The organism is uncultured Pseudomonas sp. (assembly GCF_943846705.1).
In the GTDB taxonomy this organism is placed as follows: domain Bacteria; phylum Pseudomonadota; class Gammaproteobacteria; order Pseudomonadales; family Pseudomonadaceae; genus Aquipseudomonas.
Map to the genome: position 1 here is coordinate 3,884,184 of NZ_OX044366.1, position 14,463 is coordinate 3,898,646.

At 58.0% G+C, this 14,463-nt stretch carries 17 protein-coding genes and 1 tRNA gene; 7 read left to right on the top strand and 11 right to left on the bottom strand.

Annotated features, from left to right (window positions below):
- Positions 1-185 precede the first annotated feature (185 nt).
- On the top strand, positions 186-485 hold the full coding sequence (locus Q0V31_RS18010; RefSeq protein WP_298190071.1) for a PilZ domain-containing protein: 300 nt from the start codon (positions 186-188) through the stop codon (positions 483-485).
- Positions 486-547: 62 nt separating this feature from the next.
- Here the strand turns inward: Q0V31_RS18010 and Q0V31_RS18015 are convergent, their stop codons facing one another.
- Positions 548-1,249, bottom strand: a complete 702-nt coding sequence (locus tag Q0V31_RS18015) for a VacJ family lipoprotein (protein WP_298190074.1) — start codon at positions 1,247-1,249, stop codon at positions 548-550.
- A gap of 338 nt (positions 1,250-1,587) precedes the next feature.
- Here Q0V31_RS18015 and Q0V31_RS18020 point away from each other — a divergent pair, with 338 nt between their 5' ends.
- Positions 1,588-1,854 (top strand): DUF4404 family protein, encoded by a 267-nt coding sequence (locus Q0V31_RS18020; protein ID WP_298190077.1) that lies wholly within the window; start codon positions 1,588-1,590, stop codon positions 1,852-1,854.
- Positions 1,855-1,899: 45 nt separating this feature from the next.
- On the opposite strand, the gene queF is transcribed toward Q0V31_RS18020, so the two are convergent.
- From queF to Q0V31_RS18040, 4 genes are all read right to left on the bottom strand, one after another.
- Entirely contained in the window at positions 1,900-2,730 is an 831-nt protein-coding gene (gene queF / locus Q0V31_RS18025; protein ID WP_298190079.1) for an NADPH-dependent 7-cyano-7-deazaguanine reductase QueF, read from the bottom strand.
- A 96-nt stretch (positions 2,731-2,826) separates the two neighbouring features.
- The gene (gene pyrF, locus Q0V31_RS18030; RefSeq protein WP_298190082.1) at positions 2,827-3,525 is read right to left on the bottom strand and encodes an orotidine-5'-phosphate decarboxylase; all 699 of its coding nucleotides are present in this window, start codon (positions 3,523-3,525) and stop codon (positions 2,827-2,829) included.
- 118 nt (positions 3,526-3,643) lie between these two features.
- Entirely contained in the window at positions 3,644-4,111 is a 468-nt protein-coding gene (locus Q0V31_RS18035) for a DUF3291 domain-containing protein (protein WP_298190086.1), read from the bottom strand.
- 84 nt (positions 4,112-4,195) lie between these two features.
- Positions 4,196-4,429, bottom strand: coding sequence for a DUF1127 domain-containing protein (locus tag Q0V31_RS18040; RefSeq protein WP_298190089.1), 234 nt, complete (start codon positions 4,427-4,429; stop codon positions 4,196-4,198).
- Between the two features lie 97 nt (positions 4,430-4,526).
- Between Q0V31_RS18040 and Q0V31_RS18045 the strand changes: the two genes are divergently transcribed.
- Complete coding sequence (locus tag Q0V31_RS18045) at positions 4,527-5,381, top strand: LysR substrate-binding domain-containing protein (RefSeq protein ID WP_298190091.1); 855 nt, start codon at positions 4,527-4,529, stop codon at positions 5,379-5,381.
- Here the strand turns inward: Q0V31_RS18045 and Q0V31_RS18050 are convergent.
- Positions 5,371-6,126 (bottom strand): sulfite exporter TauE/SafE family protein, encoded by a 756-nt coding sequence (locus Q0V31_RS18050; protein ID WP_298190093.1) that lies wholly within the window; start codon positions 6,124-6,126, stop codon positions 5,371-5,373. The two genes, Q0V31_RS18045 and Q0V31_RS18050, sit on opposite strands and share 11 nt — an antisense overlap.
- Positions 6,127-6,232: 106 nt before the next feature.
- On the opposite strand from Q0V31_RS18050, the gene Q0V31_RS18055 reads away from it, so the two are divergent.
- Positions 6,233-7,189: a LysR family transcriptional regulator gene (locus Q0V31_RS18055; protein ID WP_298190096.1), complete on the top strand. Its 957-nt coding sequence runs from the start codon at positions 6,233-6,235 to the stop codon at positions 7,187-7,189.
- 147 nt (positions 7,190-7,336) lie between these two features.
- Here Q0V31_RS18055 and efp read toward each other — a convergent pair whose 3' ends face one another.
- The 4 genes from efp to Q0V31_RS18075 form a co-directional block, all read right to left on the bottom strand.
- A complete protein-coding gene (gene efp / locus Q0V31_RS18060; protein ID WP_298190099.1) occupies positions 7,337-7,909 on the bottom strand; it encodes an elongation factor P in 573 nt (190 codons plus the stop codon).
- A 46-nt stretch (positions 7,910-7,955) separates the two neighbouring features.
- Positions 7,956-9,089, bottom strand: coding sequence for an elongation factor P maturation arginine rhamnosyltransferase EarP (gene earP, locus Q0V31_RS18065; protein WP_298190101.1), 1,134 nt, complete (start codon positions 9,087-9,089; stop codon positions 7,956-7,958).
- 31 nt (positions 9,090-9,120) lie between these two features.
- On the bottom strand, positions 9,121-9,693 hold the full coding sequence (locus Q0V31_RS18070) for a hypothetical protein (RefSeq protein ID WP_298190103.1): 573 nt from the start codon (positions 9,691-9,693) through the stop codon (positions 9,121-9,123).
- A 229-nt stretch (positions 9,694-9,922) separates the two neighbouring features.
- Positions 9,923-10,012: transfer RNA gene (locus Q0V31_RS18075), tRNA-Ser, on the bottom strand.
- 471 nt (positions 10,013-10,483) lie between these two features.
- Between Q0V31_RS18075 and Q0V31_RS18080 the strand changes: the two genes are divergently transcribed.
- Both Q0V31_RS18080 and Q0V31_RS18085 read left to right on the top strand, forming a co-directional pair.
- The gene (locus Q0V31_RS18080) at positions 10,484-11,173 is read left to right on the top strand and encodes a crotonase/enoyl-CoA hydratase family protein (RefSeq protein WP_298190105.1); all 690 of its coding nucleotides are present in this window, start codon (positions 10,484-10,486) and stop codon (positions 11,171-11,173) included.
- Between the two features lie 280 nt (positions 11,174-11,453).
- A complete protein-coding gene (locus tag Q0V31_RS18085; RefSeq protein ID WP_298190107.1) occupies positions 11,454-12,179 on the top strand; it encodes a 1-acylglycerol-3-phosphate O-acyltransferase in 726 nt (241 codons plus the stop codon).
- Positions 12,180-12,238: 59 nt separating this feature from the next.
- Here the strand turns inward: Q0V31_RS18085 and Q0V31_RS18090 are convergent, their stop codons facing one another.
- On the bottom strand, positions 12,239-12,967 hold the full coding sequence (locus Q0V31_RS18090; protein ID WP_298190109.1) for an amidotransferase: 729 nt from the start codon (positions 12,965-12,967) through the stop codon (positions 12,239-12,241).
- 600 nt (positions 12,968-13,567) lie between these two features.
- Here Q0V31_RS18090 and Q0V31_RS18095 point away from each other — a divergent pair.
- A complete protein-coding gene (locus tag Q0V31_RS18095; protein ID WP_298190110.1) occupies positions 13,568-14,227 on the top strand; it encodes a hypothetical protein in 660 nt (219 codons plus the stop codon).
- The last annotated feature ends 236 nt before the right edge of the window (positions 14,228-14,463 follow it).

A 14,463-nucleotide genomic window follows, 5' to 3' on the forward strand; every position in this document is an offset into this window, starting at 1 on the left:
GGTTGGCTTATACATCAGGGCAACTGCCTAGACGCGCGAACTCAGCTAGCTTCAAGGCGCAGACGGTACTCCCATCCGTTATGTGATTCAAGCGTGTGCCAGTCGTCGAAACACGCCTTTACACCTCAAATCAGCCAAGGTTATAAGAGCTGCAGGACAGCCCACACAACAAGAGGAAAACGCCCATGAGCCAAAATGATCGTGACTACAGTGAGAAACGCGATTACATCCGCATGCGGCTTGAGGCTCCTGTCACCTTGCACCATGACGGTAAGGCAATCCCTGCACTGTGCCTCGATCTGTCCAGCACCGGCATGCAGCTGGAAGCTGAAAGTGCCCTCAACATGGGCGATAAGGTTCGTGTGCATATTGCTTCAGAGCACAACGCACTGCGCGGGCTGGATGCACAAGCCGAGGTGGTGCGCGCCAGCCCGATGGACGATGGCCGTCAGGCACTGGGACTGGCGATTATTTCCATGAACTAAAATGTTCAGACAACAAAAAGGCGGCCTGTGACAGGGCCGCCTTTTTCATATACGCAGACAACTCAGAAGTCGTCCTCAACCTCGCCATCACGCACCTTGAACTCACGATTCTGCAGGTAGGCATTGCGGATAAAGATGTACTTGTCACCGCTGATCATACGCTCGGCCTTGAGCAGGCTGGCACGTAGATCGACTAACTGAACCCCATGCACCACATTGCGCGTCGGCACATGGTCGATGAACGCAGGCGCGACAAGCATGCTGTCTGGCACCTTACCGAAGGCATCACGCACGGTACTCGGGCCCAACAGAGGCAGCACGACGTATGGGCCGCTGCTGAGCCCCCACGCGCCCATGGTCTGACCGAAGTCCTCATCGTTGCGCTGTAAGCCCATGGCGCTGCCGACATCAAAGAAGCCCAGCAGACCGAAGGTGGTATTGAAGATCAAGCGGCTGCCATCAACCCCGGCATCATGAAATTCGGCTTGAAGCAGGTTGTTGGCCAGATTGCCGACATCGCCAATGTTGCGGAAGACGTTATGCACGCCGTCCTCAAGAAACTGCGGGGTCACGGCCTGATAGCCTTTGGCCAGAGGCTTAAGGGTATATTTATCAACGTTGTCGTTGATGCGGAACATAACGCGGTTGTAGCCCTGCCAAGGGTCATCTTCACTGGCTTGCGCCAGTGCGGGCAGCGATAGCACGCCGGTACAAGCAACCAATAGGCTCAATCGTTTAATCCAGCTTGCACCAGTCACACGCATCACAGTCACTCCTTGAAAATCCTCAGGCTGCCGCAGGCGGCCAAATCAGGTCGCGCAGTATAAAGCGGCAGTTGCTTAAAAAGGCAGCATAGCGGACGAACAATCAGAGGAGAAACCCAGGAGTCGCGCGCCGGCACTCAAAGAGTCTCAAGGGCCGAGCTGTAAATGCCGCCAACGTGCCTACGCGGTACGCCCTATTCTATTGCCAGCTAAAGCAATGCTCAGCGCTTGATCCAAAGCAAGCAAAGCCTGCGGGCTTGGATTACCCTAAACCCATGCAGAACCTTGCGCCCCTGCGCAAAGTCAGTCCATCTGCCGATCAGTAAAGGGAGAATTCCATGCCTGCAAGCCGCCTCCAGCAACAACTGCAAGAACTGCGTGACCAGCTGGCGCAGCAGCCGCCATTGACCGAAGAAGAAAGCGCCGAGCTATTTGTACTGACCCAGGAAATTGAGCTGCAACTGGCCCGTCAGGCTGCCGCTGCGCCCGATGCCACCCTGATTGATGGGGTCAACCTGGCAGTGGAGCGTTTTGAAGTCAGCCACCCAACCCTTGCTGGCACCCTGCGTAACATCATGCAAAGCCTGGCCAACATGGGCATCTAAAGCAGCTGAAAACAAAAATCCCAGCTCAATGGCTGGGATTTTTCGTCATTGGCGCACCAAGCGCTGATTGTCCGGGTTGATGGGCCCGCTGCTGCGGTAAGGGTTGATATCCAACCCGCCGCGGCGCACGTAACGCGCATACACCGTCAAGTGCTCGGGCTTGAGCAGGCGCTGCAGGTCGAGAAAGATCCGCTCAACGCACTGCTCATGAAAATCCGCATGCTGACGGAAGCTCACCAGGTAGGCCAGCAGGCTGGCGTGATCCAGCGCCAAGCCACGGTACTGCACCACCAGCGTGCCCCAGTCAGGCTGGCCGGTGACCGGGCAGTTGGACTTGAGCAGATGACTGTGCAGACTTTCCTCGACCACCTGCGCCGCGTCACAACGCAGCAACTCGGGCTGCGGCCGTTCGTAGTTACTGATGCTCACATCCAGCTCATCAATACACACGCCGGGGGCGGCCACCACACCTTCCGCGGTCACCTCGGCCAAGCTGCGCACGCGCACGCCGACCGGTTTGCCCGCAGCGGCCGAGAGGTCCTGCACCAGCACCGCCGCCAACTCGCCAGCCGTGTTGAATACCGACTGATTCAGCGAGTTGAGGTACAGCTTGAACGACTTCGACTCGATGATATTCGGCGAGTCGGCGGGAAAGGCGAACTCGCCCATCGCTACCACAGGCTTGCCCGACGGCAACAACCAGGACAGCTCAAAGCAGTTCCAGAAGTCCACGCCTTGATACGGCAGCGTTTCCGCGCTCAGGCCCAGTTCGGCCCACTTCGCCGCACGCGAGATGGGAAACAACAAAGCGGGAGTGTAGGTAGCGATGTATTCGCTGGATTTGCCCAGTGGCGAATCTTCGGCGGCGGGATGCATAGGAAAACCTGATTAGTCGAAACGTGAAAGTGGATACCGCTTTAAAGAGCCTCAATAAGGCAGACGCGCTAGCGCGCCTGCCTCACTGCAAGTGCCTCAAGCCAAGTCAGCGACCACCGCAGCCAAGGCCTGCGCCGGATCAGCGGCCTGGCTGATCGGACGACCGATAACCAGATAGTCAGAACCCACATCCAGTGCCTGTCGCGGCGTGAGAATACGGCGCTGATCATCCTGAGCGCTGCCGGCCGGACGAATGCCCGGGGTCACCAGTTGCAATGCTGGATGCGCGACTTTCAACGCCTGCGCCTCCTGGGCTGAACACACCAGGCCATCTAACCCGGCTTGTGCGGCCAGCCCAGCGAGACGCAGCACCTGCGCCTGCGGCTCGATATCCAGGCCAACCCCGGCGAGGTCTTCACGCTCCATGCTGGTTAGCACGGTCACGCCGATCAGCAGCGGCTTGGCACCGGCGAGTTTATCCAGGGTTTCGCGGCAGGCCGCCATCATGCGCAGGCCGCCAGAGCAGTGCACATTGACCATCCACACGCCCATCTCGGCGGCGGCCTTGACTGCCATGGCTGTGGTGTTGGGAATATCGTGGAATTTCAGGTCGAGAAACACCTCAAAGCCCTTGCCTGCCAACACACTGACAATCTCCGGCCCGCAACGGGTGAACAGTTCTTTGCCGACCTTGACCCGGCACAGTGCAGGATCGAGTTGATCAGCCAATGCCAGCGCGGCATCACGGGTCGGGAAATCCAGGGCAACGATGATCGGGGTCTGGCAAGCGGACATGGGCAGGCTCTCGGGCAAGACAAATTCGGCGCGCATTGTAGCGGATGCGCCGCCCGCTTGCCGCCCCGGTGATCCGCCAGCCTCGCACACTCCTAAAGCAGAGCCCAACAAACCATGATTAGACAGGCTGAGCCACGAGCCCATTGGGCGCGGCAAATGCCTGACGAAAACTGAACGCTTCTGCGCTCGCACCATGGTCGCGCAGCAGAGCCAAACGCTCAGCCGCTTCGACCACTGTTGGACGATGCCCCGTCGGCACCCACCACAACACCATATGCGCCGCACTGACTTTACTGAACCACTCCTGGCGGCGCTTGAGCATCTCGGTATGTGCGGACTTGTACACGTAATCGCTGAGCGCCTGCACATCCCGCCAGACGGACAGATTCACCAACACATCGTCACCAAACGGGCGAAATGCTGTGGCATCGCCCGCTTCGTCCTGCAATCGCCACACATAACCAGACGAGGCCTCAGCTAGCGCATTGATGCGCTGCAGATTGGCGACAAAGTCGGCCATGCTCGGCGATTCCAAGGGTTCCTTCATACTGGCGATATTCAACTGCGCGAGTTGATAAATGGACATTAATGCTCTCCTTTCAATAAATTCGCTCCCTGAATTACGGCAATCCTGAGCGTACATCCAACCGCAACCCGCGAAGACCAACCTTTAGCGCCCTAGCGGATCATCCCAAAATGGCCGCTGGCTTTCCTGCATCGCGTCGGCACGACTCAAGCCGAGATCCTTCAACGCGTCACCATCAAGTGCAGCCAAGCGCTGGCGCTGTTCATGCAACTGCCACCAGCGGTAAAGCTGGCGACCGACAGCGCCTAATACTTCAAACGGCCAACGACCGTGCAGACGCCCGTTACTGACTAACGCATAACCTTTTTGACCTTTCATCTCGTCGCCCTCCTCGTGGGGTTGGCGACAGTCTCGCGCTGGGCTTATGATCAATCCAACGAATGTTTCTTATGCAATACATCTCAGGAATTGATGGATGACCAGCTACCCGAGCATCGATAGCGAGCTGCTGCGCACCTTTGTCGCCATTGCCGATCACGGCGGCTTTACTCGCGCCGCCGAAATGGTCAACCGCACTCAATCAGCCGTCAGCATGCAGATGAAACGCCTCGAAGAAGACGTGATGCAGCGCCCGTTATTTCTGCGCGATGGCCGCCAGTTCAGCCTGACCGCCGAGGGCCAGTTGTTGCTCAGCTACGCCAGACGCATTCTCAAGCTGCATGCTGAGGTGATGAACAGCATGCGTGAGCCACATATGGTCGGCACCGTGCGCATCGGCACGCCGGATGACTATGTGATGCGCTTTATGCAGGGCATTCTGGTGCGATTCGCCCAATCCTATCCACTGGTGCAGGTTGAACTGCACTGCGAACCCTCGTTCCAGCTGCTGCAACGCCAGGACCTCGACCTGACCATTGTCACCCGCGAGCCCGGCACTGAAATCGGCCAACTGTTGCGTCAGGAACAGCTGGTATGGGCTCAGGCCCGCAACAGCAACCTGCATGAGCTGGAAACCCTGCCCCTGGCAATGTTCAACTCGCAGTGTTTCTGCCGCTCCTGGGCCTGCAATGGCCTGGATACACTGGGGCGCAACTTCCGCATTGCCTACACCAGCCCCAGCCTGTCGGCGATCATGGCGGCGGTCAGCGCTGGCCTGGCGATTACCGCCCAACTGCAAAGCCTGATCACTCCCGACTTGCAGATCATCGGCGAAGCCGAGGGCTTACCAGCCCTGCCCTCTGCCAGCATCGTGCTGCTGCGTAACAGCAACACGCAAAGTCAGGTCACCGAAACCCTGGCCGAGCAGATAGTCGAAGGCTTCAGGCTTTAAACCCCAGCAATAGCGCGCAGAGCAACAGAAAACCGGTAAATAACCCGCGTAGCACGCGCTCGGACAGCGCATGCGCGCACTTGACCCCCCAACTGATACTCAATAGCCCACCCATCGCCAAGGGAGCCCCCAGCAGCCAGTCGACATGGCCATGCGTGGCATAGGTCGCCAGGGTCACCGCCGTGCTCGGCGCGGCTAGGGCCAGAGACAGCCCCTGCGCGACCACTTGGCTGGCGCCAAATACCAGGGTCAATACCGGCGTCGCCAGTACCGCGCCGCCGACGCCAAACAGGCCACCAACCATGCCGGCAGCACTGCCCAGCAACGTCAACCAGGGCCAGGGATAACGCAGGCCGACCGAGAGCACGGCCGGTTTGCTGAACAGACGAGAAACGTTGTAAACCGCCAACAGCAGCAGAAAGACCACAAAACCCAGGCGCATGCGCTCGGCATCCAGGGTGACCGCCCAACCGGCCCCTAACACGGCAAAAATCAAGCTGGTGATGGCCAGCGCCAACGCATGGCGCCAGTCGATACGATTACGCTGGTGATAGCGCCACAGGGCCAGCAGCACATTGGGCACCACCATCACCAGTGCCGTGCCCTGAGCCAGTTGCTGATCCAAGCCAAACAGCACACCCAGCGCCGGGATGGCGATTAGCCCGCCACCAATCCCAAACAGGCCGCCAAGCGTGCCAAGCGCGACCCCGAGCAAGAGGTTCAGTGCAACGTCGAGCAAAGTCATCGGCAGGCTCCAGGAAGATGCTGCATAGCCTAGCCATTCGCCACTATCCTCGAAACGCATAGCAACGCAAAATGGCTATGCCCATTACGCACAACTGAGCCACAACATGAACCCCGATGCCCTGACCGATCAGCTCAGCCTGTTTCTCGACGTGCTGGAGACCGGCAGTTTTTCCGCTGCCGCCCGCCGCCATCCGCTAACACCATCGGCCGTAGCGCGGCGCATCGATGCACTGGAGCGCTCGCTGGGCAGCCATTTGTTCAGCCGCAGCACCCACGCCGTGCGCGCTACCTCTGCCGGTTTGGCCTTTGCCGAACGGGCCAAGCGCATTCTCGCCGAACTGCACCTGGCCCGCGCCGAAGCGGTGTCGCTGAGCAGCGCACCCGAGGGGCTGATCCGCATCGACGCCCCCGCACCGTTCGGCCGTCGACATCTCGCGCCGGCGATTGCCGAGTTTCTCGTCGCCTATCCAGGGCTGGATGTACAACTGCGCTTGATCGACAGCTTCGTCGACCTGCATGGCACGCATTTGGGCGAAGTCGATCTGGTGCTGCGTATCGGCCCCCTGGCCGATACCCGCTTGGTCGCCACCGCCCTCTCACCGATGATCCGGGTCGTCTGCGCCAGCCCCGCGTACCTGGCAGAACGTGGCGTACCACGTACGCCTGCCGAGCTACTCGAGCATGACGGCCTCGACTGGGATAGCCTGGCCCCGCCCTACGCCTGGCGTTTTGAACAGGATGGCAAGCTGCAACTGTGCCGCCCCAAACGCCTACGGATGACCGCCAATAACGCCGAAGCCTTGCTGTTCAGCGCCCTCGCCGGCCTGGGTATCGCCCACCTGCCCACCTGGCTGATTAGCGACTACCTGGTTCGCGGTGAGTTGCTGCCGCTGTTCTGCGAAAACGGCTTACCCGCGCCCGAGCCCAGCGGTATCTACGCCCTGCGCCTGGAGCGCGAAACCGACTCGCGCAGCCGTTTGCTACTGGAGTTTCTCAAGGCCAGGTTTGCTCCAGTAGCGCCCTGGGATCTAGCACTGCAGAGCGGCCTACAGCGCAGCTGAGCGCAAAAACAGCAGGCAGAAAAAATGATCGGGGATCATTTTTTAGCGTCGCGCAGCGACGACCCAAAGGGTGGCCGCCATGGATGGCTGGCCATAAAAAAGCCCGACACCAGGTCGGGCTTTTGCTTCTCGCTGTTAAAGCCAGTCTTAGACCGGAGCTTTAGCGCGGGATTTGTACTCGCCAGTACGGGTGTCGATCTCGATCCAGTCGTCGATGTTGCAGAAATCTGCAACCTTAACTTCAGTACCGTTGCTCAGTTTAGCTGGCTTCATCACCTTGCCGGAAGTATCGCCGCGAGCGGAGCCTTCGGTGTAGGTGATCTGGCGAACGATGGTGGTCGGCAGGTCAACCGAAACCACTTTGCCTTCGAAGAATACGGCTTCACAGACGTCGGTCATGCCATCAACGATGAACGGCATTACGCTTTCCAGGTCGTCTTTGTTCAGCTCGTACTGGTTGAACTCTTCGTCCATAAAGACGTAGTTCGGCTCGCTGTAGTACGAGTAGGTCACGCTAACGCGATCCAGGATAACCGGCTCAAGCTTGTCATCAGCCTTGTATACGGTTTCAGTCGAAGAGCCGCTCAGCAGGTTCTTCAGCTTCATTTTAACGATGGCGCTGTTACGACCGGACTTGGTGAATTCGGCCTTCTGGATCAGCCAAGGTTGGCCGTCGATCAGGGCCACACTGTTGGGCTTCATTTCTTGTGCGGTTTTCATACGAATATCCGGGTTTGGATGGAATTACAAAATTCTTGGCCGCATATCATAGCCAATTTAGGTAAAACTGCACCAGCGCCTCAGCAAGATCGGCCTGCAAGGCCCGCTTTAGACACCAGCTCTCGGCGTGCTCGGCCTGCTCCGGCCAACTTTTCAGCAGCTGCGTCCAGCATTCGCCTATCGCTCCGTTGCTATTCCAGCCAGTCCAAAGACCGCTCAGCGCAACTTGCGCATCGGCTGACAAGCCCTCTTTATAGAGGGTTAGAAACGCGCGGAGCTTGTCCAGATGCGCGCCATCGGCCTGCTCATAGATATGCCAGAGCAACGGCCGCCCGGCCCACTGCGCCCGAATAAAAGAATCCTCGCCGCGCACCGCATTGAAATCGCAACTCCACAGCAGCCGGTCGTATTGATCCTGCTGGATAAACGGCAACACCTGGATATGCAACTGGCCACGTTTACAGGCATCAGCGACCTGCAACGCCGGACCGCCCAGCCAGCCCTGCAAACTGGTCAAAATGCGCCCCTCTGGCACCAACAGTTGAGCGGGCTGCGGGCCGGCCGCCAATACCTCCAACCAACTGCCCAAGGCTACATTCTCATAGGCAAACAGCGAAATCAGCAGCGCGCCGGCCACGGGTTCAACACCCAGGCTGCGTAGAAACGCATCACGCGCACGCTCATCTGCCTGAAATGCGCGCCGTTGCGTCAGCAGCGCACGCTCACGCAGCAAACCACCACTGCCCGGCGTAAACCCTGGAAAGAAGAAAAACTTCGACAAACCGTTGGACTGCATCGAGGGCAAGCCATGGCAACCCTCCACCCAGTCCTCGGCACTGAGGTACTCCAGGTTAAGCCAGAGCACTTTGCGCTTACGTCTCGCCATCGCTGCGATATAAGCCGCCGGCAGCTCACAGGCAAACGCCTCAATCACCACATCCGACGGCTCAACGGCCTGCCAATCAGCGGACCAGGCACACACCTCAACACCCTGCTGCACCTGCCTCAACAACTGGCTATCCGCTTGCGGACACAGGCGCACAAAGGCAGTCAGGTCATCGACCCACAGCCGCACCGCCAGACCATGTTCGGCCACCAGCTGCCGAGCCAACCGCCAGGTCACGCCGATGTCGCCGTAGTTATCGACAACGCTGCAGAAAATATCCCAAGTCGCGCGCATATACCGCCCCGTTAAATGCCGAACTCGCTACTTAACGATTCCTGCTGTCCAGATCCGCCCGCATTTTGCAGTTTCGGAGCTCGATACTCCCTCTGGGGAATGGGCAGTAGTCTCTAAGCCGTGTTTGCTCTTTACCTACTACCACGATTTCTTGCCGCCTTTGCGGCCTCGCCACGGGCTCTCTCGTCACCGGCGTCGCCGGTACTATGTTGGTGGCACCTTTAGGCGTGTAGTTGTTATCGCTGAATGAGCTCTGCATCCGCTCTACAGCAAACTCAGCCTGTTTTTCAGACCATTGCATATCCGCTTGACTAAGCGGCGTTCGCGCCACCTGTGGAGCAGGTTCGAAAGGCGCTGGCACCTCTTCAATGGCTTGCAAAGGCGCGCTGTAGGTTTGGTCTGACTGCTGGCTAAACATCGGCTGACCGCCAATACGGATGCCCTGCTTGAGCTGGTTAAGGTCGATCACAACGGGCTTAGCAAGCAGCGCGATCAGCCCCAACGTGATGACTGAACCAACACCCAGGATGGCGACCATGCGCCAGGGCGATTCCTTTTTCTTGTCGCGTATGTAGTCGGGTGCATCGTCCCAATCTGGTTTCATATCTTCTTCCTTGAAGTGGGTTCGGCGTCAGAAAATAAAATCGCACCTGTTACTCATGCTGAACCTGAACCCTGTATGCCGCCTGAAGTATCCGGCAAGCGATCCTTTAGCACACCTCGTAAAGCCAAAGGCCGGATAGTCGCTTCGACACCTCAGCGACTCTGCCGAACGCCAGAAAGCAAAAAGCCCCGACAACTTGTTAGTTATCAGGGCTTTAGCTGAATCTATCTGGCGGTGAAGGTGGGATTCGAACCCACGATACGATTTCTCGTATACACACTTTCCAGGCGTGCTCCTTCAACCGCTCGGACACTTCACCGGGTCTCGACGGTCATTGCTGTCTGTCGAGGCGCGCAAATGTAGCCGAACAGGCCGCCAAAGGCAAAATATTTTTTCAAAAAATTCATGCGCTTATGCCGAATGCTGGTCGTCAGGCGACGGGCTTGGCAGCGTTAGGCTCGAAGCGCCGGGGGCTAAATAAGATAAACCCCGGCAGGCCATCAGCGCGTTGACTGTGCGGGTTGCCGAGCAGCCGAGCAAACCAGCCAACAATAAGGCCAGCCCGCGCGCCAGGCCGAGATAAGGCGGGTTAAACCCTGCATGCCAACCCCCTCACTTAATAAGTGAAGCGGCTCTAACACTGTGCCGGACGAGTCAAGCAATTGCCGACGCTGAGCGCTTCCATAGCGCCAACCGTCGATTATCGCTGACCAGCCAGTCAGTCATCGTGCTTTACCTGGCCGATGCGGATGAGTAACGTCTGCTGCACTTCAGCACAAGGAACCCGACCATGAGCGACCTGATCAGCTACCAACTCGACGATGGCATTGCCACCCTGACCCTGTGTAATGGCAAGGTCAATGCCATTTCCCCGGATGTGATCACTGCCTTTAATGCCGCTCTGGATCGCGCCGTGCAAGACAAGGCCATCGTCATCATTACCGGCCAGCCGGGCATTCTCTCCGGTGGCTACGACCTCAAGGTGATGACCTCCGGCCCGCAGAACGCGATCAACTTGGTGGCCGCCGGTTCGACCCTGGCGCGGCGCATGCTCGCCCACCCCTTCCCGATCATCGTTGCCTGCCCAGGCCATGCCGTGGCCAAGGGTGCCTTTATTCTGCTGTCGGCCGATTACCGCATCGGCGTCGAAGGGCCGTTCAGCATCGGTCTTAATGAAGTGCAGATCGGCATGACCATGCACCACGCGGGCATCGAACTGGCCCGTGATCGTCTGCGCAAGTCGGCGTTCCATCGCTCGGTGATCAATGGTGAGATGTTCAACCCACAAACCGCAGTGGATGCTGGCTTCCTCGATAAGGTAGTCCCGGCCGAACAGTTGCTGGAAACCGCGCAGGCGGTTGCCCAGCAAATGAAGAAAATCAACATGAACGCGCACAAGAACACCAAGCTGAAAGTACGCAAAGCGCTGCTTGAAGCCCTCGACCTGGCCGTTGAGGTGGATAAACAACACCCCCTCTGAGCCGCCCTGGCGTACAGCCCATGTAGCACACGACAAAGCCCGGCCTAATCCGCCGGGCTTTTCATTTATGCCCAGCTACGGCGTAGCAGCACCGCGTCGCTCGACCAGCCGCGCCGTTGCTCAGCAGCGTCGCGCCTGCCCCCAGGGGCCTAACACGCCCCCCTGTTTAAGGCCATGCCGAGCCCCCACAAACCCTGCCACGACCTCTGATCAGCATCAATTGCCGAAAGCAGTGCACGCCCGTACACTGCGCGCCTTTTTCCTATGACGGACGTACCAAATGCTTTTTCTTCTACGCATGCTGGCGATGGGCGTTCACTTCATCATGGCGGGCATCTTGGGGCTGTTGCTTGGCATCTGCCGCCCGTTCAATCCGGACAACAGCCGTTTATGCGCACGGCTCTATTCCTGGCCAGCCCTGCGCATTCTCGGCCTCCAAGTTGAAGCCGACACCGCCAGCTTGCGCGATCACGCGCGCAGCGCGGTGATAGTCGCCAACCACCAATCCAACTACGACCTGTTCGTGGTCGGTAGCGTGGTGCCGGAACGTACCGTTTGCCTGGGTAAGAAAAGTCTGAAATGGGTACCGTTTTTCGGCCAACTGTTTTGGCTATCGGGCAACGTGCTTATCGAGCGCGGCAATGCAGCGCAGGCCAAGCAGGCCATGCTCACCACCACCGACACCCTGCAGCACAAAGACACCTCCATCTGGGTGTTTGCCGAAGGGACTCGCAACTTGGGCAAGGGCCTGTTGCCGTTCAAGAAAGGCGCTTTTCAGATGGCCATTGCCGCCGGCGTACCGATCATCCAGGTGTGCACCAGCACCTACGTCAATCACATGCAGCTCAATCGTTGGAACAGCGGCACTATCAAGATTCGCTCCCTGCCACCGATTCCCACCTGCGGTTTGACGCTAGACGATCTGCCCGCCTTGATGCAGCAGTGCCAGCAACAGATTCACGACTGCATCAACAGCCTTGATGCAGAGATTGAAGGCCGCGCCTGACGACCCGACTGCAACAAAAAAGCCCGGTCAGTGACCGGGCTTTTTCATTTAACCGCCGGTTACTCGGCCAGGCCTGCGCGGCCATGGGCGACAAAGCGCATCATCCACTCGGCCACCGTGTGGCCTTGGTGAGCCTGATGCAAACTGTCGACCGCCTTGGCGTACGCCTGCTCACCGATATGCTGCTGACGCAGGTCGAGCAGCGCCCGCGAGTAGTCATGGACAAACTCGGGGTGCCCCTGGAAGCACAGCACCTGATCGCCAATGCAGTAAGAAGCAATCGGGCAGAAGTCGCTGCCGGCCAGCAAGGTGGCATTGTCTGGCAGTTGAGTAACTTGGTCCTGATGGCTGATCAGCAGGGTCAGGTCTTCCAGGTCGGGGCTCATCCAGCCCGGCTTGTTGGCCATACGGTACTGGTGAATGCCCACGCCCCAGCCCTGCACGGCGCGTTCAGCCTTGCCGCCGAGTAGCAGCGCCAGAATCTGGTGGCCGAAACACACCCCCAACAGTTTTTCGCCACGACGGTAGCGCTCCAGCAGGTAGGTTTTCAGGGTTTGGATCCAGGCATCGGCACCGAAGGAGTCCGCCTTACTGCCCGTGACCAGATAAGCATCGTAACGCTCGCTGTCTGGCGGGTAGTGCCCCTCCATCACGTTGTACACCTTGAACTCGGCCGCAATCGGCTGGCGGGCGAACAATTGTTCAAACATACGGCCATAGCTGTCGTATTGGTCGACCAATTCAGGGCGGAGGATGTCGGTTTCCAAGATGCAAATACGCAGCGGCATGAGGTTTCCTGAGGTGAACATCGAGGGAGAGTATTTTTATGCGGCTTATTAACATACGACTCTGCGCAAAGGAATAGCCTCTCCCTAGTAGAGACGCATCACACTGCTATCGCCGCCATGAGCAAGCCACCCTCTCGCCAAAAAATGCTCCTCAACGAACAGCAGCCAGCCATGACTCGATACCGCTCGTCGCGGCGGCAAAATGCTGCCAAGAAGGTGCCAGCCACGACCAGAGCGGCCTTACAGGCCAAAAACAGCCCATGCAGCACAGACCGCCTGAGATGGTGAAGCTGACGAACGGCTGATCAAAAAATGAACTACCCATCATAATTGCCGCTCCTACATCCGCTCCCCACGTTTGGGTACGCACCCACCCACGAGCGACTCCCCCCGCTGAATCAGGACGATTCTTGGCCGCAAGAGATTGCGCCAGCGCATGGTTGTTGCTCGGAAAAATGGAGCCACCAGAGGTTCGTCCAGCAGAACCGTGACAGCAACACCTATTAATTTATTAATAAATTAATTTAAGCCAGTGCCAACTTATAAAGTTTATGCGCACACGCACTATTAAATTATTAATTACAGAACAAGAGGCATCCCATGGATCTCTACACCATTCTAATCTCGGCATTGCAGCAAAAAGAAACAATGGAACTGATGCGCCTAGGGATAATTTACGTCCACCTAATTGCCTGCTGTGTGGCAATAGGCTTGGTACTGACCAGTGATATCACCATGGTCAAACAATTGCTCAAAGGCCAAGGCGTGCATCAGTCTAGCGAGCACCTTGAGCACCTGAAGAACGTCGTAGGCCTCTCACTCGTCGTCCTCTGGATTAGCGGCATCGCCATCATCGCCTTAGACGCGTCCAGCGCCGGCATGCAGTACTTCCTCAATCCCAAGTTACAAGCCAAGGTCGCTATCGTGGTGCTGCTGACTATCAATGGCGTGGTACTGCACAACATGGTGCTGCCGGCCCTGCAGAAGACCGGCTCGCTGCTCAAACTGCCGATTAGCATGCGAAATCTGGCGATCTTTTCCGGCGCACTGTCCGGGGTCTCCTGGTTCTATGCCGCGCTGCTAGGCGTCGGCCGTCCGCTGGCGTGGAAATACTCGCTGGTCGAACTTATGGCGGCTTACCCGCTGATGATCGCTGGCGCGACGCTGGGCATGCTGGCCCTAACCAAGTGGTCGATAAGCCGTAGCGAAGAGCATCATCAGAGCTGGGTACTGAATAACTACGCCCTCAGCATGCGTTAATTTAAAAGTCCGAACAGGGATGTTCGCCCCGCAACATTTAATATCACCCACAGCTACTTACCCCTCTAAAATTACCCCGGCCACTGCATCAGTACGCCACCCTATATTCCCACGAACTTCTGCCAAAAAAACAAGATCACCTGCAGGGTAAGGCGCTGGTTTAGCCGCCCAAAGCTTTGGCCAGCTATCGAGCTGAAACCCAGAAAGCAAAAATCCCCAGAAGACATATGCCTTCT